The 24,041-nt window shown below is 72.8% G+C and carries 22 protein-coding genes and 1 pseudogene; 9 read left to right on the forward strand and 14 right to left on the reverse strand.

Annotated elements, in window-relative coordinates; translation table 11 throughout:
• The first annotated feature begins 17 nt into the window (after positions 1-17).
• Positions 18-854 carry an aldo/keto reductase gene (locus tag ACZ5NH_RS25175; protein WP_468778248.1) on the forward strand — a complete coding sequence of 279 codons (837 nt, stop codon included), beginning with the start codon at positions 18-20 and terminating at the stop codon, positions 852-854.
• Between the two features lie 851 nt (positions 855-1,705).
• Here ACZ5NH_RS25175 and ACZ5NH_RS25180 read toward each other — a convergent pair.
• Positions 1,706-2,317, reverse strand: a complete 612-nt coding sequence (locus tag ACZ5NH_RS25180) for a hypothetical protein (protein ID WP_388633873.1) — start codon at positions 2,315-2,317, stop codon at positions 1,706-1,708.
• Between the two features lie 209 nt (positions 2,318-2,526).
• Between ACZ5NH_RS25180 and ACZ5NH_RS25185 the strand changes: the two genes are divergently transcribed.
• A complete protein-coding gene (locus tag ACZ5NH_RS25185) occupies positions 2,527-3,234 on the forward strand; it encodes a glycoside hydrolase family 75 protein (RefSeq protein WP_468778250.1) in 708 nt (235 codons plus the stop codon).
• A gap of 13 nt (positions 3,235-3,247) precedes the next feature.
• Here the strand turns inward: ACZ5NH_RS25185 and ACZ5NH_RS25190 are convergent, their stop codons facing one another.
• The 6 genes from ACZ5NH_RS25190 to ACZ5NH_RS25215 form a co-directional block, all read right to left on the reverse strand.
• Positions 3,248-3,949, reverse strand: a complete 702-nt coding sequence (locus ACZ5NH_RS25190; RefSeq protein WP_468778252.1) for an SDR family oxidoreductase — start codon at positions 3,947-3,949, stop codon at positions 3,248-3,250.
• A 94-nt stretch (positions 3,950-4,043) separates the two neighbouring features.
• Positions 4,044-4,967, reverse strand: coding sequence for a class I SAM-dependent methyltransferase (locus tag ACZ5NH_RS25195; protein ID WP_468778253.1), 924 nt, complete (start codon positions 4,965-4,967; stop codon positions 4,044-4,046).
• Positions 4,968-5,141: 174 nt separating this feature from the next.
• Positions 5,142-6,026, reverse strand: coding sequence for an alkaline phosphatase family protein (locus tag ACZ5NH_RS25200; protein WP_451555152.1), 885 nt, complete (start codon positions 6,024-6,026; stop codon positions 5,142-5,144).
• 166 nt (positions 6,027-6,192) lie between these two features.
• Entirely contained in the window at positions 6,193-6,942 is a 750-nt protein-coding gene (locus tag ACZ5NH_RS25205) for a class I SAM-dependent methyltransferase (protein WP_468778255.1), read from the reverse strand.
• Between the two features lie 5 nt (positions 6,943-6,947).
• Entirely contained in the window at positions 6,948-7,253 is a 306-nt protein-coding gene (locus ACZ5NH_RS25210) for a 4a-hydroxytetrahydrobiopterin dehydratase (protein ID WP_388633859.1), read from the reverse strand.
• Positions 7,254-7,346: 93 nt separating this feature from the next.
• On the reverse strand, positions 7,347-8,462 hold the full coding sequence (locus ACZ5NH_RS25215) for an ADP-ribosylglycohydrolase family protein (RefSeq protein WP_468778455.1): 1,116 nt from the start codon (positions 8,460-8,462) through the stop codon (positions 7,347-7,349).
• 37 nt (positions 8,463-8,499) lie between these two features.
• Here ACZ5NH_RS25215 and ACZ5NH_RS25220 point away from each other — a divergent pair, with 37 nt between their 5' ends.
• From ACZ5NH_RS25220 to ACZ5NH_RS25230, 3 genes are all read left to right on the forward strand, one after another.
• Entirely contained in the window at positions 8,500-9,330 is an 831-nt protein-coding gene (locus ACZ5NH_RS25220) for a helix-turn-helix domain-containing protein (RefSeq protein WP_468778256.1), read from the forward strand.
• A 95-nt stretch (positions 9,331-9,425) separates the two neighbouring features.
• A complete protein-coding gene (locus ACZ5NH_RS25225) occupies positions 9,426-10,289 on the forward strand; it encodes a helix-turn-helix domain-containing protein (protein WP_468778258.1) in 864 nt (287 codons plus the stop codon).
• Between the two features lie 36 nt (positions 10,290-10,325).
• The gene (locus ACZ5NH_RS25230; RefSeq protein ID WP_468778260.1) at positions 10,326-11,135 is read left to right on the forward strand and encodes an SAM-dependent methyltransferase; all 810 of its coding nucleotides are present in this window, start codon (positions 10,326-10,328) and stop codon (positions 11,133-11,135) included.
• 229 nt (positions 11,136-11,364) lie between these two features.
• On the opposite strand, the gene dnaK is transcribed toward ACZ5NH_RS25230, so the two are convergent.
• The 3 genes from dnaK to ACZ5NH_RS25245 form a co-directional block, all read right to left on the reverse strand.
• Positions 11,365-13,224, reverse strand: coding sequence for a molecular chaperone DnaK (gene dnaK / locus ACZ5NH_RS25235; RefSeq protein WP_468778262.1), 1,860 nt, complete (start codon positions 13,222-13,224; stop codon positions 11,365-11,367).
• A 137-nt stretch (positions 13,225-13,361) separates the two neighbouring features.
• Positions 13,362-13,787, reverse strand: coding sequence for an OsmC family protein (locus ACZ5NH_RS25240; protein ID WP_468778264.1), 426 nt, complete (start codon positions 13,785-13,787; stop codon positions 13,362-13,364).
• 163 nt (positions 13,788-13,950) lie between these two features.
• Positions 13,951-16,098: a phage holin family protein gene (locus tag ACZ5NH_RS25245; RefSeq protein ID WP_468778265.1), complete on the reverse strand. Its 2,148-nt coding sequence runs from the start codon at positions 16,096-16,098 to the stop codon at positions 13,951-13,953.
• A gap of 192 nt (positions 16,099-16,290) precedes the next feature.
• Between ACZ5NH_RS25245 and ACZ5NH_RS25250 the strand changes: the two genes are divergently transcribed.
• Together ACZ5NH_RS25250 and ACZ5NH_RS25255 are read left to right on the forward strand one after the other, a co-directional pair.
• Entirely contained in the window at positions 16,291-18,786 is a 2,496-nt protein-coding gene (locus ACZ5NH_RS25250; RefSeq protein ID WP_468778267.1) for a DUF4132 domain-containing protein, read from the forward strand.
• Positions 18,786-19,178, forward strand: a complete 393-nt coding sequence (locus ACZ5NH_RS25255) for a hypothetical protein (RefSeq protein WP_388633837.1) — start codon at positions 18,786-18,788, stop codon at positions 19,176-19,178. The genes ACZ5NH_RS25250 and ACZ5NH_RS25255 overlap by 1 nt, the downstream gene beginning before the upstream one ends.
• 41 nt (positions 19,179-19,219) lie before the next feature.
• Here the strand turns inward: ACZ5NH_RS25255 and ACZ5NH_RS25260 are convergent, their stop codons facing one another.
• Positions 19,220-19,651 carry a hypothetical protein gene (locus tag ACZ5NH_RS25260; protein WP_388633835.1) on the reverse strand — a complete coding sequence of 144 codons (432 nt, stop codon included), beginning with the start codon at positions 19,649-19,651 and terminating at the stop codon, positions 19,220-19,222.
• An 84-nt stretch (positions 19,652-19,735) separates the two neighbouring features.
• Between ACZ5NH_RS25260 and ACZ5NH_RS25265 the strand changes: the two genes are divergently transcribed.
• On the forward strand, positions 19,736-20,509 hold the full coding sequence (locus ACZ5NH_RS25265) for an MBL fold metallo-hydrolase (protein ID WP_468778456.1): 774 nt from the start codon (positions 19,736-19,738) through the stop codon (positions 20,507-20,509).
• On the forward strand, positions 20,506-21,141 hold the full coding sequence (locus ACZ5NH_RS25270) for a DedA family protein (RefSeq protein ID WP_468778270.1): 636 nt from the start codon (positions 20,506-20,508) through the stop codon (positions 21,139-21,141). Before ACZ5NH_RS25265 ends, ACZ5NH_RS25270 begins: the two co-directional genes overlap by 4 nt.
• A gap of 11 nt (positions 21,142-21,152) precedes the next feature.
• Here ACZ5NH_RS25270 and ACZ5NH_RS25275 read toward each other — a convergent pair whose 3' ends face one another.
• The 3 genes and pseudogenes from ACZ5NH_RS25275 to ACZ5NH_RS25285 all read right to left on the reverse strand — a co-directional run.
• Positions 21,153-22,271, reverse strand: coding sequence for an MBL fold metallo-hydrolase (locus tag ACZ5NH_RS25275; protein WP_468778272.1), 1,119 nt, complete (start codon positions 22,269-22,271; stop codon positions 21,153-21,155).
• Positions 22,268-23,524 carry an aminotransferase class I/II-fold pyridoxal phosphate-dependent enzyme gene (locus tag ACZ5NH_RS25280; protein ID WP_388633827.1) on the reverse strand — a complete coding sequence of 419 codons (1,257 nt, stop codon included), beginning with the start codon at positions 23,522-23,524 and terminating at the stop codon, positions 22,268-22,270. The genes ACZ5NH_RS25275 and ACZ5NH_RS25280 overlap by 4 nt, the downstream gene beginning before the upstream one ends.
• Positions 23,525-23,701: 177 nt before the next feature.
• Positions 23,702-24,041: pseudogene (locus ACZ5NH_RS25285) on the reverse strand (hypothetical protein); the annotation flags it as partial.

Below are 24,041 nucleotides of genomic sequence, written 5' to 3' on the forward strand. Positions count from 1 at the left end.
TAAGGATCACGAGGCTCGTGAGCAGCAAGGTCCCCCCGATCATCCTCAACAACGGCGTCGAGATGCCCCAGCTGGGCTACGGCGTGTGGCAGGTGCCGGACGACGAGGCCGAGCGGGCCGTCGCCACGGCGCTGGAGGCCGGGTACCGCAGCATCGACACCGCGGCCATCTACGGCAACGAAGAGGGCACCGGCAAGGCGATCGCCGCCTCCGGACTGCCCCGCGAGGACATCTTCGTCACCACCAAGCTCTGGAACAGCGACCATGGGTACGACGCCACGCTGCGCGCCTTCGACGCGTCGCTGCAGAAGCTGGGTCTCGACTACCTCGACCTGTACCTGATCCACTGGCCGCTGCCGGCCCGCGGCACGTCCACCGACAGCTACAAGGCGTTCGAGAAGCTGCTCGCCGACGAGCGGGTCCGCGCCATCGGCGTGTCCAACTTCCTTCCCGAGCACCTGGAGCGGCTGATCGCCGAGACCTCCGTCATCCCGGCGGTCAACCAGATCGAGCTGCATCCGCATCTGCAGCAGCACGCCGCCCGCGAGTTCCACGCCGAGCAGGGCATCGCGACCGAGGCCTGGTCGCCGCTCGGCCAGGGCAAGGGCCTGCTGGAGGTGCCGGCGATCGTCGCCATCGCGCAGAAGCACGGCCGCACTCCGGCCCAGGTGGTGCTGCGCTGGCACATCCAGCTCGGCAACATCGCGATCCCGAAGTCCGTGACCCCGTCCCGGATCAAGGAGAACATCGAGGTCTTCGGCTTCAGCCTGGACGGCGAGGACCTCGCGGCGATCAGCGCGCTCAACGAGGACCGGCGCCTGGGCCCCGACCCGGCCACGTTCGGCATGGGCTGACACCCATCACTTCCGGCATGGGTTGACCCCCGTCGCCCTGGCTACGAGCTGCCCCCGGCACCTTGGGAAGGGACCGGCCCGACACCCACCGCGCACCACACGGCCGCGCGTCCCGTCCGGGCGGCGGGGCGGGCGGCCGTGCGCGGTCCGGGGGCGCCGCCCGGCGCGCCATGCGCGTGACCTGCGGCGCCTCAGCCCCAGTACGGCTCGCGACCCATGCGCGCCGACCCCAACCCGGCGCCTTGCGCCCACGCCGTTCCGGACTGCGGCCCCGCACAGATCCGACCGCACTCAACCCGACACCCGGGCCCCCTGTCGGCCATGCACCCGCACCACCGCGCCCCGCGCCCTGCGCCCCGCGCCAGCTCATCCCCGGTCCCACGCAGACCCGGCCGCGCCCACCCCGGCGCCCCGGCCGGGCGCGCGCCCACGCGTCGGCGGGCTCAGCCACCCCACGCATCGGCGCTGCCCAGTCACCCCACGCACGGGGGCGCCCAGTCACCCCGCACGTCGGCGGGCTCAGCCACCCCACGCATCGGCGCGCCCAGCCACCCCGCACCCCGCACCCCGCACCCGCCCATACCCCGGCCCACGCAGACCCGCCCGCGGCCACCCCGGCGCCCGGCCGACCACGCGCCCGCACGTTGGCGGGCTCAGCCACCCCACGCATCGGCGAACTCAGCCACCCCACGCGTCGGCGCGCCCAGCCACCCCGCACCCCGCACCCCGCACCCCGCACCCCGCACCCCGCACCCCGCACCCCGCACCAGCCCATACCCCGGCCCGCGCAGAACCGCCCGCGCCCACCCCGGCGCCCCGGCCGGCTACGCGCCCACCCCCCACCGGCCCGCTCAGTCGCCCCGCACGTCCGCGTGAAGGACCTCGAACTCCTCCAGGGCGACCACCGAGACATGCGCCTTGGCCGCGCCCTCGCGCCGGATCGCCGCCTGTGCGGACCGGGACAGGGCGAGTGACGCGCGGTCGGCGAAGAGGACGCCCGCCATGCCGCGGCCGCGCTCGCGGTCCAGGAAGAGCGCCGCGCCGGCGAATCCGGGCAGGACCTCCAACCGGGGCAGCGCGCCGGCGTGGAAGGTGTCGGCGGCGAGGTCCGTGTCCGCCGGGTCGAACTCCAGCCGGGTGACCCGCAGCCTGCCGCCGGTGACGGGCCGGTGCGCGCGGTGGAAGACGGCGGCCTCGTAGTTCTCGACCGCGACGGTACCGGCGAAGGGCTGCAGCAGCTCCGGCCTCCGGGCGCTCATCACCTCGTCGCTGTTGCGGCGCGCCTCCGCGGACTCCCACCAGCTGACCGTGAGCAGTTTGCCGAGGTCACGGTCGACGAAGACACCCGCGCCCCGATAGCCGGGCCGTTCCTCCAGCAGGTCGTGCCCCCGCGTGTTCAGGGCCCCCACGGCCGTGCCCAGCTGCGCCGGATCGCCGGTCGCGTACACCGTGCGTACGAACATGCGCCTCGCCTCCCGGAGCGGCGACCCTGCCGACCAACGCGGCAGACATATCCGGAAAAGTCGTCCCCTTCAGTTTTGCCACGGTCTCAAATCACCGCAATACGCACAGCTTTCGGGAGCCCGCAACTGGAGACTTGACGAGGACATGCAGACGGGTCCACCGTGTACGGCACCTGGTAAGGAAACTTTCCTAACAGAAGGGCCCCACAGTGCGCCTTCGAACCCTGACCCTTGCCGCGGCCTCCGGGGCCGCCCTGCTCGCCGCCGGGGTGCTGCCCGCGCACGCGTCCGCCGGCTCGGCGACGCGGACCGCTCCGGCCTCCGCCCAGGAGGGCTCGGTCAGTGCGGCAGATCTGCTCGCCAAGGTGAAGTCCTGTTCGCAGATATCGAACGGCAAGTACAAGACCGACGACGAGACGTCGGCCACGGTCCCCGTGTGCGGCAAGAACGGCGCGGTGTTCTGGAAAGCCGACATGGACATCGACTGCGACGGCCAGCGCACCACCAACTGCAACGAGAACCGCGACCCCTGGTACCAGGACGACACCGCCTTCCACCAGTCCGACGGCAAGCCGCTGAAGGCGGAATCGCTCCCGTACATCGTCGTCCCCAGCTCCAGCGGCATCTGGAACTACTCCAGCGCCGGCATCAAGGGCGGTGGCGTGGTCGCCGTCATCTACAACAACAAGGTCGAGTACGCCGTCGTCGGCGACACCGGCCCCACGAAGATCATCGGCGAGGCGTCGTACGCCACCGCCAAGGCACTCGGCATCGATCCGGACCCGAAGACCGGCGGCGCCGACTCGGGCGTGACCTACATCCTGTTCAAGAACTCCAGGGTCTCCCCCATCGAGAGCCACAGCGCCGCGGTCTCTCTCGGCGACCAGCTGGCCAAGCAGTTCCTCGCAAACAACTAACCGGCGCCTTACGTCAGTTGGGCTGACCCAGCGGGCGTACGACCACGGTGTTGACGTCGACCCCGGCCGGCTGCCGGATCGCCCAGACCACCGAGTCGGCGATCTGGTCGGCGGTCAGCAGGTGTCCCGGCGGCAGGCTGCCGAGCCCGTCCCAGAACGGGGTCTCCACCCGGCCGGGGGCGACCAGCGTCACACCGATCCCGAACTCCGTGACCTGACGCCGGGTGTTCTCGGCGAGCCCGGTGACCGCCCACTTGGTGGCGCCGTAGATGTTGCCCGGGGTGTTCACGAACCCGGCGACGCTGCCGACGAGGACGATCCGGCCGCGCGACTCCTTCAGCGCCTCCACTGAGGCCCGGATGAGCAAAACCGGACCGAGGACGTTGGTCAGCACCATCTCGGTCCAGCCGGCCGGGTCGCCCTCGGCGACGGTGTCATGGGTGGCGAAGCCGGCGTTGGCGACGACGGTGTCCAGTCGGCCGTATGCCTTGAGCGTACGGTCGACGGCATCCTGTATGTCGTCGAACACCGCCGCGTTACCGGCGACCGTCAGCAGCTCCTCGGGATTGCCGAGGCCCTCGGCGAAGTCCCGCAGCCGGGCCTCCGTACGGCCGGTGACCGTGACCCGGTGGCCGGCGGCCAGCAACTGCCGGGCGACGGCGGCGCCGATGCCGGTGGCGCCGCCGGTGACGAGTGCGACCGGAGAGTCGTTCATGTGCGGTCCCCCTGTGTGTCGGTGAGACCGGGATTCCATCACTTGGAGAACTCTCGAAGTCAAGCGCCGTCGGCGGCAGCGGCCCCGCGCCCGGTCACACCGGCCGTACCGCCCGGTGCACCGTATGGGCCGCCAGTACGAAGACGTCGGGGCGCCGGTGGAGGCTGCCGGGGTCGGTGGGGTCGAGGAGGCGGTCGAGGGTGGTCCGGTCCTCGGCGTCCAGGGCGTCGGCGTGGATGTCCCGGGTGCGGGTCAGCGCGCCGACGACGAAGGCACGGACCCGGTCCGGTACCGGGGCGGGGATGTCGAGGAGGAAGCTGCGGGTGCCCGTGTGCTTCAGGCCGGCCGCGGCCAGGAGGGCGGGCCAGTCCTCGGTCTCGGCGACCGCGCCGGGCAGCTCGGCGCGCATCCGCGCGAAGCGGTCCTCCTGGGCCACGTCGAGACGGGCCTGCAGTCCGGGACGGCCGAAGCCGATCTCGCGGGGCAGATAGCGGACGTGCAGGCCGCCCTCCAGGATGGCCAGGGTGCCGCCGGGAGCGAGCCGGGCGCCGAACGCGGCGAGCGCGGCCCTCTGGTCGCCGAGGTGGTGCAGGCTGCGGCTGGCCCACAGCAGGTCCGCCGGATACTCCAACCCGGCCAGGGATTGCGGCAGTTCGCCGATGAGGGTGTCGAAGCGGTCGGCAAAGCCCAGGCGGGCGGCCCGGTCCCGGGCGCGCTCCAGAAGCGGTTCGGAGGCGTCGGCGGCGACCACCCGCGCGCCGGGGAACGTCTCCGCCATCAGGCAGGCGATCACTCCGGGCCCGCTGCCCGCGTCCACGATCAGTCCCGGCTCGGTCACTTCCTTGCCCAGCCAGGCCAGGGCGCGCGCGTACGCGGGGGCGGACACCTCGGCCTCCGCATCCAGGAGCGCCGCCAACGCGGCCCAGTCGACGTCGCCGCCGTGGGCGTGCCCGTGGGTGTGACCGTGGCCGTGCTGTGTGGGGTGCCCGTGGTGGTGGGCCTGGGGGGCGTGTGCCATGTCGCTCAGCCTCTCGCTCGGATGCGGCCAGAGTGCGACGGCGCACGAGGTGACGCCAGTTTCGTTGCCGGTGCCGCAAAAAGAAGACGATCCCGGCACCTGGAAGGATCTGGAGCGGCCCCCGGCTGAGGACTTGGACGGACCGCCGCCCGGGAGGCGGCGGTCCTGCCGAGGTCAGTTCCAGATGCCGCTGATGTCGGAGGCGTTGGCCGCGGCTCCGGCATGGGTGGTCAGCCCGGCCAGGTCTTCGAGGGTGCGCAGCGTGTCGTAGTGGTTGTAGTGCGTCGAGGTGGAGCTGCCCGGCGCGACGTGCGCACCGTAGAACACGGTGGCGATGTGGTTGCTGTGCGAACTGTCGTCCTCGTCGAAGGTGACGGCGAGGATGCTGTTGTGTGTCTTGGCCCAGGTGGCATAGGCGCCGAGGTTGTTCTGCAGCCAGGTGTCACCTGTGCTGATGGAGCAGTCGTGCATGTCGTTGCACAGGTTCGGGACGACGAACGACTCCTTGGGCAGGGTCGTGTAGTCCGTCGGGAACTGCGTGAAGGTGTGCGCCGTGGTCAGCGGGACGTTGTTGAAGGCGAACCACGGGTTGTGCTTGCGGGCGTACTTGGTGGCGGAGTTGGTGCACACCGTGGAGCCCTGGGAGGGAAGACCCTCGTTGTAGCTGCCCCACGTCTTGCCGGCGGCGATGAGCTCGGAGCCGAGGTTCGCGGCGCTGCTGAACTGCGGGGTGTAGCAGTTGTCGTTGGTGATGCCCTGGTTGTTCCCGGAGAACAGGTCCAGGTAGTTCGGCTGGCTGGGGTGGGTGATGGCGAACGAGTTGGTGAGGTTGCCGCCGCCGGCCTTCAGGGTGTTGTTCAGGTACGGGGCGCTGGAGCTGCCGATGACCTGCTCGTAGGAGTGGTTCTCGAAGACCACGACGACCACGTGATCGGGGGCGGGGAGAGTGGCGGCCTGGGCGGCCGGGGCGGCGGCCCAGACTCCGAACAGGGCGGCGGGGAGGGCGGTGACGAGGGGGAGCGCCCGGCGCGAGCGCTTGATGCGGGACAGCAAGGACATGGTGGACCTCCTGTGGGAGCGGTCAGGACAGCGCGGGGGGTTGTCTACTGCTCAGGCGGTCGTCTTTGCTCGGGCAGGTAGGAGCGTAGGGGGCCGCCCCGAGGTCTTCAGGTCCGCTGAAGTGAAGGGCCGTCAAACAGTCGTGAACCGCTCGGAGTTGCGGTCCTCAGTGGCCTGTGGGCTTGGTGAAGGCCCGCACCTGGAAGACGGGGTCCGGGCGGGGGCGGTCCTGGTCCGGGAGGCGGGACAGGCGCGCGGCGAACTCCTCGGTGTGCGGCTCGCCCGGTGGCAGCTGGGTGAACCAGCCGCGGCGCAGGTCGGCGATGGTGGCTCGGGGGCTGCGGCCCTGGCCGACGCCGGGGAACGTGGTCTCGCCGGCCGGCCGGAGCCCGTGCCGTACGGCGTGCGCGGTGACGGTGGCGGCGGCGTCCTGCGCGGGGCGGCGCGGACGGGCGGCGAGGACGGCGTCGATGTCGCTGCCGACGTCGTGCGCCGCGGCCTTGTCGACGGTGGTGACGAAGACCCCGCCGGGCCGCAGCACCCGGGCGCACTCGGCGACGATCGCACGGACGTCCGCGGCGTCCTGGAGCAGGTGCAGCAGCCAGATGCCGGTGACCGCCTGGAAGGTGCCGGTACGGAACGGCAGGCGGCGGCTGTCGGCCCGGACGACCGCACCCGGCAGCCGGCCCCCCGCCATGCGGACCATGGCGGGGGTCAGGTCCGCGCCCGTCACCCGCAGCGCGGGACGGCCGGCGGCCAGCCGGCGGGTGACTATGCCGGTGCCGCAGGCGACGTCGAGGAGACGGCCCGGACCGTCGGGGATCAGGCCGAGGATCGCCTCGGTGGCCGCTGCGGCGCGGGCCTCGCCGCCCCGGGACGCGTCGTAGGCGTCCGCTTCTTTGTCGTAGTCGAGCACGCCCCTCAGTGTGTGCCGTGGCCTGGGGCGATGTCCTCCACCCTGCGGGCGAGATCGAAGTCCTTCTCGGTGACGGCGCCGCCCGCACTGTGGGTGTTCACGCTGAGGGAGACGGTGTTGTAGCCGAGGGTGAGGTCGGAGTGGTGGTCCAGTTCGTCCTGGACGGCGGCGATGTGCATGACCAGCGCCGCCGCCGCGACATGCGAGCCGAGGCGGTAGGAGCGGGTGAGCCGGCCGTCGTCGACCGACCAGCCGGGCAGCTCGGCGAGCCGGTCCTCGATCTCCTTCTGCGACAGCGGTTCGACGGCCATGGCCGGGTCTCCCTTCGAGGCGGCGGGAAGGCGGGGTACGGGTTCAGCCTGCCACGTCGGCCGGGCGCTCACTCCACCACAGGGCCGGGCGCGTCAGCCTTGTGCGCACTCCGCCGCGAGGTCGTCGGCCAGCGCGGCGATCCGGTCCCGGCCCTCCACCCGGGCCACCCAGACGTGCGGCAGGCCGGTGTCGCCGTACCGTGTGCCGAGCAGGTTGCCGCAGATCGAGCCGGTGGAGTCGCTGTCGCCCGAGTGGTTGACGGCCAGCAGCAGGGCCTGCTCGGCAGCGGGCTCGGCGAGCGCGCAGTAGACGCCGATGGCGAGGGCCTCCTCGGCGACCCAGCCGGCGCCGAGGGACTCCACCCGCTCGGCCGTCGGCGCCCCGTCGGCCGCGAGGTCCAGGGCGGCGCGCAGCGCGTCCGTGGTCTCCGCGTGGCCGGGGTGCCGCTCCAGCAGCCGCAGCGTGCGCAGTACGGCACCTTCCAGGGACTCCCCGGAGACCAGGTGCGCCACGATCGCGGCGAGCGCGCCGGCCGCGTAGTAGCCGGTGGGGTGGCCGTGGGTGATCTGCGCGCCGCGCGCGGCCATGGCGAAGGCCTCCTCGGCGGGGGCCACCAGGCCGAAGGGGGCCGAGCGCATGACGGTGCCGCAGCCCTTGGAGTCGGGGTTGACCTCGCCCGGTGTGCCGTCCAGCGGGAGCGCCGGGTCGGGCGCGTACATCTGGGCCACGCCGGACAGGCAGGCGTTGCCGGGGGCGCGGCGCGCGTACAGCCAGGCCTCGGTGACCAGGCCGCCGGCCGGTGCGCCGGGCTGCGGTTCCGGCTGCTCGGGGCCGGGCTTCGACTGGGTTTCCAGCCAGCGCTCGTACGCCTGACGCAGCAGCAGGGGCCAGGCGCCGCCGATGCCCTTCTCGCGCTGCCGCGCGTGCGCCTGGATCAGGGCCTCGACGGTGAACAGGGTCATCTGGGTGTCGTCGCTGATCAGACCGATCGCGCCGTACGCGCCGGGGACGAGACCGGTGACGCCGCGCGCGCCGTGGGCGGCGCGGATCCGGTCCAGGGAGGAGAACTCCACGGGGTAGCCGAGCGCGTCACCGAGCGCGCCACCGAGGAGACAGCCGCGCACCCTGGCCCGGTACACGGCCGCGGTCTGAAGGGACGCCTGGGGGGACGAGATCCGTTGCCACGGCTTCGACCAGAGCTCGTTCATGCGCAACTGAAGCAACTCCTCGACTACGGTCGGACGTATGGCCATTGTCGCTTCCGGTCCCTCCGCGTCCGCCACCGCCTCCGCCGTCGACAAGGGCGTCGGCCCGCTGCTGCGCGCCTGGCGGGAGCGGCGCCGGATCTCCCAGCTGGAGCTGGCGCTGCGCGCCGACTCCTCGGCCCGGCACATCAGCTTCATCGAGACCGGCCGGTCCCGGCCGAGCGAGGAGATGGTGCTGCGGCTCGCCGAACATCTCGACGTGCCGGTGCGCGAGCGCAACGCGCTGCTGCTGGCCGCCGGTTACGCCCCGCGCTATCCGGAGACCCCGCTGGACGACCCGGCGCTGGACGCGCTGCGCGACGGCATGGAGCGCCTCATCCAGGGCTACGAGCCCTATCCGGCACTGGTGGTCGACGCCGCTTACACGGTCGTGGCCGCGAACCGGGGCATCAGGATGCTGCTCGACGGCGTGCCGGAGACACTGCTGTCGCCTCCGAACTCGATGCGGCTGACCCTGCATCCGGAGGGTCTCGCGCCGCGCATCCGCAATCTGCGCGAGTGGCGGGGGCATCTGCTGGCGCAGATGGAGCGGCAGATCGCCCTGCAGCGCTCGGACCAACTGCGCGCCCTGTACGAGGAGGTGGCCGCGTACCCGGTGCCCAAGGACGCGCCGGGTGACGATCCCGCCGAGCCCGTCCCGTACTTCGCGCTGCCACTGCTCGTCGAGCATGACGGCCGGGTCCTGTCGTTCGTGTCGTCGATCTCCACGTTCAACACGCCGATGGACGTCACGGTCGCCGAGCTCGCCATCGAGACGTTCCTGCCGGCGGACCCGGCGACCGCCAAGTACCTGCAGACTCTGGCGGTTTGACGGCTCCCGCCGCAGGAATCCCCTCGGACCCGTGTGCGAGAGGAGATCACGTGGCAGACTGCGCGGGTACTTCGGCGCGTAGGGGAGGGCGTGGCGTGAGTGAGCGGCGGGCTGCGCCCACCGTGGGCCAGGTGGTGCTCGGCAAACGGTTGCAGGAACTGCGCGAGGCGTCGGGCCTGAGCCGGGAGGAGGCCGCCAAGGTCCTCAGGGTGGCGTCGGCGACCGTACGGCGGATGGAGATGGCCGAGGTCGCCCTGAAGATCCCGTACGTGCAGGTGCTGCTGGACACCTACGGGGTGGCCGAGGAGGAGTCGGGCGCGTTCGTGCGGCTGGCCGAGGAGGCGAACCAGCCGGGCTGGTGGCAGCGCTTCCACGACGTGCTCCCGGACTGGTTCAGCCTCTACGTCAGCCTGGAGGGCGCCGCCCGGATCATCCGCTCCTACGAGCCGCACTTCATACCCGGTCTGCTGCAGACCGAGGACTACGCGCGCGCGGTGCTGGAGGCCGGGACGATCGGGCAGACCTCGCCCGAGAGCGTGGAACGGCATGTGTCGCTGCGCATGGAACGACAGCGGCTGCTGGAGGGCGACGACCCGCCCCACCTATGGGTGATCATGGACGAGACGGTGCTCAGGCGCCCGGTGAGCACGCGCGCCGAGGTGATGCGCGAACAGGTGGACCGGCTGCTGGAGTTCGCCGGGCGGGACCGGGTCACCCTCCAGCTCGCCGAGTTCGCGGCGGGCCCGCATCCGGGGACGTACGCGCCGTTCACGCTGTTCCGGTTCGCGGAGCCGGAGCTGCCGGACATGGTGTTCACCGAGTATCTGACCGGCGCCCTGTACCTGGACTCCCGCCGCGAGGTGGCCGCGCACCTGGAGGTGCTGGACCACATGACGGCCCGCGCCGCCTCGGCACAGCGCACACAGACCCTGCTGCGGGAACTCCGCACGACCTTGTGACGCCCTGACCGGACCGATCCCTGGGGGAACAGCCGTATGACCGCACGCGATGCCACGCCCATGCCCGTCGACACCAGCCGTCCGCATCCCGCCCGGGTGTACGACTGGTGGCTGGGCGGCAAGGACAACTACCCGGTGGACGAGGAACTGGCGCGGAAGATCCTCGCCGTGGACGGCACGGTCGTGCGCGGGGCGCGTGCCAACCGCCGGTTCATGCACCGGGCCGTCCGCACGGCGGCCGAGGCGGGGGTGCGGCAGTTCCTCGACATCGGGACCGGCATCCCGACCGAGCCCAATCTGCACCAGATCGCCCAGGGCGTGGCACCGGAGTCCAGGGTGGTGTACGCGGACAACGACCCGATCGTGCTGCGGCACGCGGAGGCCCTGCTGCGCGGCTCCGCCGAGGGCGGCACGGACTACATCCACGCCGACGTCCGTGACCCGGACACCATCCTGCGGCTGGCGGGTGAGTCCCTGGACTTCGGCCGCCCGGTCTCGCTGTCCCTGGTGGCACTCACCCACTACCTGGGTGACCAGGAGGACGGCGTGTTCGGGCTGGTCGAGCGGTACGTCGACGAGCTCGCCCCGGGCAGCTTCCTGATCCTGTCCCAGGTCACCCAGGACCTCAGCCCCGGGGGGGTGGCGAAAGCGGCCGAGCTGTTCCGCCGCAGCGGCACGCCGTTCCACCCCCGCACACTGCCCGAGTTCTCTCGCTTCTTCGACGGCCTGGAGCTGCTCGGACCCGGCGTCATCCCGGTGTACGGCTGGCGCCCGGAGCCGGTGGACGTGGCAGCCCAGGCGGAGGGGGTCGTGCCGGTGTATGCGGGGGTGGCGGTCAAGCGCTGATCTTCGCAAGCGGCGCCGTCGGTCCGGGACGACCCGTACGGGCGGCCGGGCGGCTGCGGCGAGCCGTGGCCGGTCGGCCGGATGACCCGCACGGGTCCGTGGGCAGGTGCGTTCCCGAGTTCGCCATGGTCTGCGAGCAGACGCTCCCCCCGCCGCTCGGCCGTCCACCACTGCGGGCCGGTCCTCCACACCTCGGTCGCGCCCGCGGGCGCGACCTGCCGGGCAGGCGTCAGGCGGCTCCGTCCTTGCCGCCGGGTTCGTCGTCCACGATCTCCGCGTCGACCACGCCCTCGGTGTCGGCCGGGGTCTCGTTCTCCTGTGTGGCCCGGCCGCCCGCGGAGGCGGACGCGTACATGGCCTGCCCCATCTTCTGGCTGACGGTGGCGAGTTTCTCCACGCCGGTGCGCAGGGCGCTGGTGTCCGCGCTCTGTTCCAGCAGGGTCTTCAGTTCCGCGACGGCCGTCTCCACCTCGCCGCGTGTGTCGGCGGGAACGCGGTCATGGTTGTCGCGCAGGAACCTCTCGGTCTGGTAGACGAGTTGCTCGGCCTGGTTGCGGGTCTCGGCGGCCTCGCGGCGTTTGCGGTCCTCCTCGGCGTACTGTTCGGCCTCCCGCATCATGCGGTCTATGTCGTCCTTGGGAAGCGCCGAACCGCCGGTCACCGTCATCTTCTGCTCGCGGCCCGTCGCCAGGTCCTTCGCGGAGACATGCATGATCCCGTTGGCGTCGATGTCGAAGGCCACCTCGATCTGCGGGACGCCACGCGGCGCGGGCGGCAGCCCGGTGAGGTCGAAGACGCCGAGCTTCTTGTTGTAGGCGGCGATCTCGCGTTCGCCCTGGTAGACCTGGATACCGACCGAGGGCTGGTTGTCGGTGGCGGTGGTGAAGATCTCCGAACGGCGGGTCGGGATCGTGGTGTTGCGTTCGATCAGCTTGGTCATGATGCCGCCCTTGGTCTCGATGCCGAGGGACAGCGGGGTGACGTCGAGCAGCAGCACGTCCTTGACGTCGCCGCGCAGGACCCCGGCCTGGAGGGCGGCACCGACGGCGACGACCTCGTCGGGGTTGACGCCCTTGTGCGGGTCCTTGCCGGTGAGGTCGCGGACCAGGTCGGTGACGGCGGGCATCCGGGTGGAGCCGCCGACGAGGATGACGTGGTCGATCGCGGACAGCTGGATCCCGGCGTCCTGGACGGCCTGGTGGAACGGCTTCTTGCAGCGGTCGAGCAGGTCGGCGGTCAGCTCCTGGAGCTGAGCACGCGTCAGCTTCTCCTCCAGGTGCAGCGGGCCCTCGGCGGAGGCGGTGATGTAGGGCAGGTTGATCGTCGTCTCCGAGGACGACGACAGCTCGATCTTGGCCTTCTCGGCAGCCTCGCGCAGCCGCTGCACCGCCATCTTGTCGGCGCCGAGATCGATGCCGTAACTCCCCTTGAACCGCTTCACCAGGTACTCGACGATCCGCTGGTCCCAGTCGTCGCCGCCGAGGTGGGTGTCGCCGTTGGTGGCCTTCACCTCGATGACGCCGTCGCCGATCTCCAGCAGGGACACGTCGAAGGTGCCGCCGCCGAGGTCGAACACCAGGACCGTCTGCTCCTCGCCCCGGTCCAGGCCGTAGGCGAGGGCGGCGGCGGTCGGCTCGTTGATGATCCTGAGCACCTTCAGGCCCGCGATCTCGCCGGCCTCCTTGGTGGCCTGCCGCTGGGCGTCGTCGAAGTACGCCGGTACGGTGATCACCGCGTCCGTGACGTCCTCGCCGAGGTAGGCCTCCGCGTCCCGCTTCAGCTTCTGCAGCACCCGCGCGGACAGCTCCTGCGCACGCAGGCGGCCGCCGTCGATGGAACCCTGCTCCGGAAAACGCCAGGAAGCGTCTCCCATGTGCCGTTTCACCGAGCGGGCGGTGCGCTCCACATTGGTCACGGCCTGCCGTTTGGCGACCTCGCCGACCAGCACCTCTCCGTTCTTCGCGAACGCCACCACGGACGGTGTGGTGCGCGCACCCTCCGCGTTGCTGACGACGGTGGGCTCGCCGCCCTCCAGGACGGCCACCACCGAGTTCGTCGTCCCGAGATCGATCCCGACCGCACGTGCCATGGTCCGTCCCCTTCCGCCCGGGCGCCTGCCGCACTCCCAGCACAGGACGTGCCCGCGACGCTGTCAATGGCCGGGTACCCGCACACGGCGATGCCGCGCCCCTGGGGCGGGACGCGGCATCCGGGGCCGTACGGGCCTCAGGCCAGCTCGGCCGTGAGGGTGATGGTCGTACCGGCCAGGGCCTGGCTGACCGGGCAGTTCTTCTTGGCCTCCTCGGCGGCCGAGGCGAAGCCGTCCGCGTCCAGGCCGGGTACCTGGCCGCGCACGGTGAGGTGGATGCCGGTGATGCCCTCACCGGGCTGGAAGGTCACGTCGGCCCTGGTGTCGAGCCGGGTGGGCGGGGTGCCGGCGCCGGCCAGGGCGTGCGAGAGGGCCATGGAGAAGCAGCTGGAGTGGGCGCCGGCGATCAGCTCCTCGGGGCTGGTCTTGCCGTTCGCGTCCTGGGAGCGCGAGGCCCACGTGACCGGCTGGTCGGCGATGCCGGAGGAATCGAAGGTGACGACGCCGTTGCCCTGGAGCAGGTTGCCTTCCCAGACGGTGTGCGCGGTGCGCGTGGTGGCCACGATGGTTCCTTTCGCGTCGGGTCCCGTGACGTGAGATCCCGTTACGGGGGTTTTCCGTTCTCCTATCCGATCACATCCGGAGCCGCCGCACTCTGAAGACCGGCCCACGCGACGTGAACGGGAGGTGAGGCTCACGAAGGAACGGGAAGGAGTTGTCCCGGCTTCAGGCGGCCCGCTCGTCCTCCGTGTCGTCGGTCAGCGGGATCTGGGGGCCGTTCAGCTCGCCCAGCCAGCGGCGCAGCACCTGGTGCACCTGCTCGGCGCCGGTCAGTTCCGCCTCACCGTCCACCGGTGCGGACAGCTCCAGCGGCGAGAGCAGGAACGGGTGGGACTGGGCGCCGCCGAGGCCGCCGTGGGAGCCGATCTGCTCCTCGAAGGCGAGGACCTCGCCGTCGGCGGGGTCGAGGGCGGAGTTCACCATGATGTCGGCGGTGTGCGGGAAGGAGTGGGTACGGCGGACCGCCTCGGCTGCGCCGGGACCGAACCGGGCCAGCGGGCCGGGCTGGTCGTCGAGCTTGCTCAGCGGGATCTCGGCGCCGTGGGCCCCCAGCAGCACGCCGTCGTGCTCCTCGCTGCGCACCAGGAGGAAGCCGATGCCGGGGTGGTTGGCGAGGGTGGTGAGCAGGGCGGGGTGGCGGGCGTCGATCTCCTCCTTGGTCATGCGGTGGGGCACGTCCGGGAAGGAGACCAGGCCGAGATTGCCGGAGGCCAGCACGATCGGTCCGGAACCGGGGGCGGGGCGGAGTTGCTCGCTCCTCTCCTCCACCGGCCGGCGCAGCGCAGCGCGTACCGCGGCGCGGGTCTCGGTTCCGCTGTGCGTGCTCCCCCGCCGAACGCGTGGGGGGACCCCCGTCGCCCGGCGCGGCACGGGCAGCCCGCCGCCGGCCCGGACCAGGTCCCCGAGCGTGCGGCCGTAGCGGGAGCGGAAGGTCTCGCCGGGGCTCTGCCCGTGGTCGGAGAGCACGATGACGCGGTACGGGCGGGGGGCGTGTTCGGCGACCCGCTGGAGGAGGGCGAGGGAGCGGTCGAGGCGCTGCAGGACCTTCTCGGCGTCCCGGCTGCGCGGACCCGAGTGGTGGGCGACCTCGTCGTAGGCGACGAGATCGGCGTAGACGGCGGTGCGCCCGGCGAGCATGTCGCCCATCACCGCCGCGACGACGACGTCCCGTTCGACGACGGTGGCGAAGGCGCGGACGAGTGGGTAGAGCCCGCCGCGGCTCACCCGGGGGCGCTGCCCGCGCATCCGGGCGCGGGTGGACTGGCCGATCTCGCGGACCACCTCGGCGACGAAGGACAGGGCGGTGCGGACGGCGCCCGCGGGGTCGGAGAAGTAGGCGAAGTAGCCGGCGCGGGAACGGTTCTCCCGGCCCCGTCGGCGGGCCGCGATGGACAGCACGAGGGCCTGTTCACCGGCGCCGCCGCTGAAGAGGTTGCCCCTGCTGGCGCCGTCCACGGTGAGCAGTCCGCCGTCACCGGTGCGCAGTACGGCGCGGCGCTGCAACTCGGCGGCGATCGTCGGGCGGTTGCACACCATCACCTCCCCGCGCTCCTTCTCGTACCAGCGGAAGGCCGGCACGTCGAAGGTGCTGCCGTGGAGGATGCCGAGCTGACTGGCACCGGTCTGGCTGGACCAGTCGGTGCGCCAGGGGGTGATGCGGTGGGTCGGGGGCGGGCCGTCGCCGGTCGACCGTGGGCCGTCGCCGGTCGGTGGTGCACCGTGGCCCGTGCCCAGCCAGCGTGCGACCGTGGGCATCAGCCCCTTCCGGACCGCGTCGACGAGGACGTCGTGGCCGACTCCGTCGAGCTGGACGAAGACCAGGCCGGGGGCGGTGGGGCAGGGCGGGTCCGTTCTGCGGCGGCGGGCGGCGAGGCGGTGCAGGCGGCGCCGGTAGGTCTCGTCGTCGCGGACGGCGAGGGCCGCGCCGGTGGCCGAGGCGACGGCGGACATCACCGCGGCCACGATGACGGCGGTCTCGGGAGCAGCCTCGCCGCGGCCGGAGGGGTTGATGCGCAGGGCGAGCAGCAGCAGCGAACCGTTGAGGAAGAAGACCAGCAGGCCGAGCACAAGGGCGGGTACGAGCAGCAGGAGCCGGACCAGGAGCGGCCAGACCACGGCCGAGAGCACACCGAAGGCGCCGGCGCCGCAGGCGGCGGTGACGGCGATGCGGGTGGCGCTGTCGCCGTCGGCGGACTGGAGTTGGAAGTCGGGCAGGAGCGCGGCGAGGACCAGCATGGTGAGGGTGGAGACCGCCCATACGGCGACGCTCCGTCCGATCTGACTGGCGCCCCGTCGCCACCGCACGCCACGCACGCCTCGCCCACCTCACGTCCCGGCCCGCTCGACGCGAGGGCCCCGCTCCACCTTGTCACACGGGTCGCCGGGCACGTGAGCGGCCGGACTCTCCCGCCGATCGGCAAGATGCGCGGCCCCCTTCACAAGGTGTCAGGCCGCCCGCGGAGTCGACCTGATCGCGTTGTCGGTCCCCCCTGCCATCATCCCGGCATGCTCTACGAAGCCTTGGCGACCGAATCCCGCAGGACCGACGCGCTGGACGACGTACGGTCCGCCGCGCTCGACCGCGTCCGCTGGCTCGTCGACCTGCTGGAGCGTCAGCGGACCGAGTTCCGGCAGGCCATGGGACACGAGCGCAGGCGGTCCAGGGCGGCGGGCGCGGCGACCCAGGCCGAGATCGACGCGCGGCTCGCGGCCTGCGCGGACGAGGAGGGCAGGGCCGCGGTCCTGTGTCTCATGCTGGCCGCCCGCTTCGACGACTTGAGCCTGTGGCAGTACGACACCGAGATCGGGTCCCTGATCGCGCGGGTGCGCGGCTGGACGCCCGAGGAGGTCGCGGTGATGCTGCTGCGCGCCACCGAGTACAGCATGGGCTTGTGGTTCGCCGATGCGCTGGGTCTGGTGCTGAACGCCGCCGAGCAGCTCGACGCCGACGGCCACCGCGCGGTCCTGCCCTGGCTGCGGCACGCGCACACGGAGCTGATGGACGCCTCGGTGGACGCGGGCCGGCGCACCTCGCTCGGCCGCCGCCTGCGCGCGCTGCTCGCGAGCGCGGACGAGGCGCACATCCCCGAGGGACTGATCCCCGCCCACGCTCCCTGGGCCGCCCCGCTGAGCGACCGTGCGAAGACCTCGCCGAGTCGGGAACTGGCCGACCTCCTACGGCACTTGGCGAACCCGTCGGGGCCGCGTCCCACTGGGAAGTGGCGGCGCACATGCATCGAACTCGCCGACGCGGCGTCGGCGCGGGACCTCGTGGCCGACGTCCTGCACGCGCTGACCGAGGGCGATCCGCTGTGCAGCAAGGGAAGCGGCCCGCACGCCGGCTGGCTCCCCGGCGGTTACCACTACCACTACCTCGTCCATCAGAACCACGGGGACCTGGCGCGCGGCGTCGTCTGGGCGGCCGCGCTGACCGCCGGCCCGGCCGCGGTGCCGTGCCTCGCCGCGCTCGCCCTGCGCACCGGCGGCCCCGGCAGAGACGTGACCGAGGACGTCAAACTCGCGGGCGCCGCGATCAACGCGCTGGCCGAGGTCGACGATCCGGATGCCCTGGAGGCACTGTGGCGGCTGCACTCCCGGATCCGGCACCGGGCCCTGCGCAAGCAGCTCGACACGGCCCTGGTGACGGCCGCCGCGCGGCAGGGCATCACCCCGGCGCAGCTCGTCGAACGCAGCGTGCCCGCCCACGGCCTGGCGCCGGACGGCTCACTGGAACGGGAACTGGGCGGATACCGGGCGCGGGTCGCGATCGAGGACGCGCTGACGGTACGGCTCACCTTCACCGGTCCCGACGGGCGCACGTCCCGTACCGCCCCCGCTGCCGTGAAGGACGCATTTCCGGACGCACTCGTGGAGTTGAAGGCCCTGGCCAAGTCGGTGCGGGGCACGCTGTCGGGTGAGCGGGCCCGCGTGGAAGCACTGATGTCGGCGGGGCGCGAGTGGCCGTACGACGCATGGCGCCGTCACTACCGCGACCATCCGGTCACCGGCGTCCTGGTCCGCGGGTTGATCTGGGAGTTCCAGGGAGCGGACGGTGTGTGGCGCGCGGCGGCGCCGGCGGCCGAACCCTCCGCTGCGCCCCGGCGCGTCCGGTTGTGGCATCCGGTCCGGGCGTCGCAGGACGAGGTCGGCGCCTGGCGGGCGCGGGTCCTAGCGGAGGGGCTGCGGCAGCCGTTCAAACAGGCCTTCCGCGAGATATACCTGCTCACCGCGGCGGAGGAGGAGACCGGCGTCTACTCCAACCGGTTCGCCGCCCACATCGTCCACTACCGGCGCCTGTACGCGCTGTTCAAGGAGCGCGGCTGGCAGGCCAACTTCCTCGGCCGCTACGACGGCGGCTATGACGGGCTGGCGCGCGCCGAGTTCGGCGACGGCGAGTGGCGGGCCTGCTTCCATCACGAGCCCGCCGAGGGCGACGACCGGCACTACGCGCCCGAGTACGCCGCGACCGACCAGGTCCGCTTCGAGCGGCGGGACGGTCGGCGCTGGCGGGAGGTCCGGCTGGACGAGGTGCCTCCGCTGGTGTTCAGCGAGGCGATGCGGGACGTGGACCTGTTCGTCGGCGTGACCTCGATCGCCGCCGACCCCGACTGGACGGACCGGGGCGAGGACCGCCACGCCGCGTACTGGCGCACGGCCACCTTCGGCGAACTCACGACGAGCGCGCAGATCCGCCGCGACGCCCTGGAACGGATCCTGCCCCGCCTGAAGATCGCCGACCGGTGCACGCTCGACGGCCGCTTCCTGGTCGTCCGCGGCGAACTGCGCACGTACCGGATCCACCTGGGCTCGGCCAACATCCTGATGGAACCGGACGACAGCTACCTGTGCATCGTCCCGGCACGCGGACGGGGCGACGGCAAGGTGCTCCTGCCGTTCGAGGACGACCGGCTCTCCCTCGTCCTCAGCAAGGCGTTCCTGCTCGCCGCCGACACGAAGATCACCGACGAGACCATCCTCATGCAGATCAAGCGAGGTGCCTGATGGCCACCGTGACGTTCCGGGACGAGACCGCGACGGGCAGGCCGGTCGCCGAGTGGGCGGTCGCCGGGCTGCCGGAACGGATGACCGTACGCGAGCTGATCGGACTCCGGGTCCAGGAGGAGGTCGCCCGGCACAACGCCTGTCCCGGCGACCGGTTCAACGGCCTCGTGCGCCCCGACGGCGCCGAGACGGAGCTGAACGGCTACCGGCTGCGCGAGCCCCGCCGCATCGACTGGGAACGCCAGGCCGAGATCGCCGAACGCGCCTTCCTGGCCAACGGGTTCTTCGTGCTGGCCGGTGACCGCCAGGCCGAGGACCTGGACGAGGTCGTGGATCTCACCGCTGATCCCGACCTGGTCTTCATCAAGCTCGTCGCCCTCGTCGGCGGCTGAAGGGCCGGCAGGGCGCTGAACCCAGCGGAACCCAGGGGAACCTAGCGGCCGTCGTAGCCGGCCGTCGGCATGGACAGGCGGCGGTGGACACGCGCCTTCATCTGGGCGTCGTACGACGGCTCGGCCCGCCCGACCGTCTCCACGCGCACGCCCCGGCGCGCGCACTCGGCGGTGAACGCCTCGACCGAGGACAGGGCCCGCTGGAGCACGCGCAGGCTGGGCGCGACGAACACGTCCACTCCCGGCCGGACGCCGTCCCACAGCGCGCCGTGGTCGAAGCGCAGTCCGCCGACGAGGAGTTCCCGGGCGATGACGTATCCGCGTTCGGCGGCCCAGCGGGCGCACATGGCGTGCTGGCTGCGGGAGTCGACGAGGAAGGGGTCCGCCTCGAGTTCCTCCAGGGGGGTCAGGCTGGCGATCGCGATGACCCGCACCGGCGCGGGCGTGTCGGAGGTACCCCGCAACTGTCCCATGGCGTCCCCCTCACCTCCGGGTTTCGCCGCAGACCCTACTCCTGCCCGTAGGCTTCGGGGAGTCGCGTGAAGGAGGCGAAAAGGGTGCCGGTGGAGATCACCTGGTGGGGTCACGCCACCTGCACGGTCCAGGACGCGAACATACGGGTGCTCACCGATCCTCTGTTCGCCCGCCGGCTGGCGTACCTGCGGCGGCGCCGGGGCGCCCTGCCGCCGGCCGAGGCCCGTCGCGCGGACGTGGTGCTCGTCTCGCATCTGCACGCCGACCATCTGCATCCGCCCTCGCTGGCGGGCCTCGCCCCGGGCACGCGCCTGCTCGTGCCCCGGGGCGCACCACGGGCGGTGCCCGGTCTGCGCCGGCTGCGTCAGCTCCGGGTGACGGAGGTGGTACCCGGAGACGTGGTGCGGATCGGTGAGCTGCTGGTACGGGTGGTGCCGGCCCTGCACGACGGGCGGCGGCTGCCGGTGGGCCCGCACCGCTCGCCCGCGCTCGGATATGTCGTGGAGGGCGAGGCCCGGACGTACTTCGCCGGGGACACCGGACTGTTCGAGGCGATGGCCGAGCGGGTGGGGCCGGTGGACGTGGCACTGCTGCCGGTGGGCGGCTGGGGGCCGTATCTCGGTGCGGGGCATCTGGACCCGGGACGGGCGGCGCGGGCGCTGGCGCGGCTGGCACCGCGGGCGGCGGTGCCGGTGCACTACGGGACGTACTGGCCGATCGGGATGGACGCGGTGCGCCCGCACGAGTTCCATGCGCCGGGGGACGAGTTCGTGCGGTTGGCGGCCCTGGCGGCGCCGGGGGTGGCGGTGCACAAGCTGGGGCACGGTGAGAGTGTGCGGCTGGAGGTCGCGCGGTGAGGTGGGCGGCCTCCGTGGCGGTGCTGGCCGCCGCGTCCACCACGTCGACCGTACCGCCGGAGTCGACGCAGCAGGCGATCGGCTATCCGTCGTTGTTCCTGCTGGTGCTGATCGGGGCGCTGGTGCCCGTGGTGCCGACCGGGGCGCTGGTGAGTTCGGCGGCGGTGGTGGCGTTCCATCAGACGGCGCCGTTCTCGCTGGCTCTGGTGTTCGTGACGGCGTCTCTGGCGGCGTTCCTGGGGGACGTGGCGCTGTACCGGCTGGGGCGGCGCGGGATGCGGTCGCGGAACGGGTCACGGTGGCTGGAGGCGATACGGTCGCGGGCGCCGGACGCGCGGCTGGCGTCGACGAGGGAGAGGCTGGCCGAACACGGGGTCGCCGTGCTGGTGTTGTCCCGGCTCGTCCCTGCGGGGCGGATACCGGTGATGCTGGCCTGTCTGATGGCGGAGTGGCCGCTCAGGCGGTTCACTCGGGGGAACCTGCCCGCGTGTCTGGCCTGGGCGGCCACCTACCAGGTGATCGGGATTCTGGGGGGTTCGCTGTTCGAGGAGCCGTGGGAGGGGGTTGTGGTGGCGGTCGCGCTGACGGTTGTGATCAGCGCGATGCCGAGTGTGGTGCGGCGGTTTCGGTAGCGCGGGTCGCCCTACTCAAGCACCTTTGAAGCGCCGACCGGTAGATCCCACAGGTCTTCCCTCTCCAGTCCCGCCTTCTCCCAGGCCGTCCGCACCCGTGTGAGCGGTTCCAGGACCGGCTCGGCCGAGAGGATGAACGTACCCCAGTGCATGGGGGCCATGCGGCGGGCGCCCAGATCCAAGGTGGCTTGTACGGCCTCCTCGGGGTTGCAGTGGACGTCGCTGAGCCACCAGCGGGGGTCGTAGGCGCCGATGGGCATGAGGGCGAGGTCGATGCCGGGGTAGCGGCGGCCGATGCGGGAGAACCAGTGGCCGTAGCCGGTGTCGCCGGCGAAGTAGAGGCGCTGTCCCTCGGCGTCGGTGAGCACCCAGCCGCCCCAGAGGCTGTGGCAGGTGTCGGTGAGGGTGCGCTTGGACCAGTGGTGGGCGGGGACGAAGTCGAAGCGGACGCCGGACAGTTCGGCACCCTCCCACCAGTCCAGCTCGGTGACGCGGGTGAAGCGGCGCCGGCGGAACCAGCGGCCGAGGCCGGCCGGTGCGAACACCGGGGTGTCCCGCGGAAGTTGGCGCAGGGTGGGGGCGTCGAGGTGGTCGTAGTGGTTGTGGCTGATGACGACGGCGTCGACGCGGGGCAGGGTGTCCCAGGGGACGCCGACGGGGGTGATGCGGGCCGGGGTGCCGAGGATGCGGCGGGACCAGACGGGGTCGGTGAGCACGGTCAGACCGCCGATCCGCACGACCCAGCTGGCGTGTCCGGCCCAGGTGACGGCGAGGGTGCGGGTGTCGACGCGGGGCAGCGGGGCGGGAGCGCAGGGGAGCCGGTGGATGTCCGCGAGGCCTTCGGCGCCGGGGCGCACGGCGCCTTCACGGGCGAAGCGGGCGAGGGCCTTGAGGCCGGGCAGCGGGGCGGTGAGCCGGTCGTGGAAGGTGCGTGGCCACACGCGGTGTTCGGCGAGAGGGCGGGGCTCGGCCAGCGGCGGGAAAGGGGGCGCCAGGGGGGTCGGAGTGCCGGTGGAGCGAGTCGGTGCGGTGGGTACGGTCGGTGCGGTCGCCATGGTCGTCGTACTCGTCGTACTCGTCGGGGCCGATGCGGGCTCGTGCGTCTCGGGCTCATGCGTCTGCTGCGTCATCGAGGAGGCTCCCATCGCTGAGCGTCGTCGCGGAGATCGTCGAGGACCGACGTCAAGAAGATCAACGCGCGTTGCACATGTGGCAGTTCCAACGGCAGGGGTGAGGTGAGGCATTCCGCGCGTTCCTCGTCGGTGCCGCCCAGGAGGGGGCCCGTGGCGAGCCTTACCCGCAGCGCCCCGAGGTCGTCGCCGAAACGGTGGCCGCCGGGCGCGGGCATGCCGAGCCGGGCGGTGAGCAGGTCCTCCAACTCCTGTGCGTCGCCGACGCCTCGCTCGGCGAGGGGTTCGCGCAGCGGGCCGAGGTCGGCGTACAGGTGACGGCCGGCCTGCGGGGGGCGGGCGAGCCCGCCGCCCGCGACGACCGCGGCGTGCGCGGCGGCGGCCACGCGCGCGTGCAGCCGTACGGCGGCCTCGCGGCGCTCGGTGACGGGTGGGGGTTCGTCGAGGGCGTAGCCTGCCGCGGCGGCGACGGGTGCGGCGATGCGGGCGCCGAGCCCGGTGAGGATGTCGAGCACGCGCGCGTGGAGCTCCCGGCCGGATTCGGTGGCCGGGAAGCGGGCGACGGCGGCGGGCCAGCCGGCCGGCAGCAGGGATCCGGCGAGGTCGGTCACGACGGTGACCCGGTCGGGCTGCATCTCGGCGGGGCTGAGCAGCACGGTGTCGTGGGGGTGGTGCAGGGTGTCGCGCCAGGTCTCGTCGCTGACCAGGTGCAGTCCTTCGGAGGTGGCGGCCTCGACGGTCTCGTGCAGCAGTTCCGGCGGGGCGACGGTGGCGGTCGGATCGTCGGCGACGGACAGCACGAGCAGCCGTGGGTCACCGCCCTCGGCGCGGACCCGGCGGACGGTCTCCAGCAGGGCGTAGGGGTCGGGGACGCCGCCGCTCTCGGCAGGGGTGGGCACATGGTAGGCGGGCCTGCCGAGCACCCGGGCGTACGGCGCCCACCAGGCGGCGCAGGGGCGCGGGACGAGGACGTCGGCGCCGTCGCCGGCGAGTGCGGCGGTCAGGGCGAGCAGCAGCGCAGGGGCGCCGGGGCCGGCGGCCGCCTGGTCGGGAAGGGTGGGCAGTCCGCGCCGGGTCCAGTAGCCGCAGGCCGCTTCGAGGAGGGCGGGGGCGCCGCCGACGGGCTGGGCGTCGGCGCGGCTCGCCGCCGCGGCGAGTACGGCGGTGAGTTCGGGGAGCACGGGGAGGCCGTCGCCGGGCAGGGGCGGGCCGTAGCGGACCGGGCCGTGGCCTTCGGGGTCCGTCCGCCGCATGTCCGCCTCCGCGCGGTCGTGGTGCCGTGTGCCGCCCGGTCCGGGCCGGGGCCGGACCGGGCGGGGGGTGTGTGTCCGTGGCCTGTGGTGTCCGTTGATGTGGGGGCCGCCCGCTGGTGCCCTCGGGAGGGTGTGTACCCGCCGGACGGCACTCCATGGGGGCGGGCGTCGCCCCGGTCATCCGTCCGTGGGCCGGGCTCCCGCGGTCCGCCATCTGCCGTACAGCCGGTAGCCGGCTCCGCCGCAGGCCGCGGCGATGAGGGCGGCGCCGGCGGCGAGGGCCGGGACCGAGTCGGTGTAGCTGCCTCCCGTCCCTGCCTCGGCTCCATGCTGCACGGTGGGCGGGTCACAGCCGTCGGTGCCGTGGGCCCGCCGGCCGTCGGGGTCGCCGCAGGGGCGACCGTCCAGGCACGGCTCGTCGTGGCCCGGGGCGCACCGGTGGCCGTCGTCGGGGCACGCCTCGCCGGGCCTGCACCCCGAACCCGGACCGCCCGGGCACGCCTCCCCCGGCCTGCAC

It is taken from the genome of Streptomyces sp. NPDC031426, assembly GCF_055581585.1.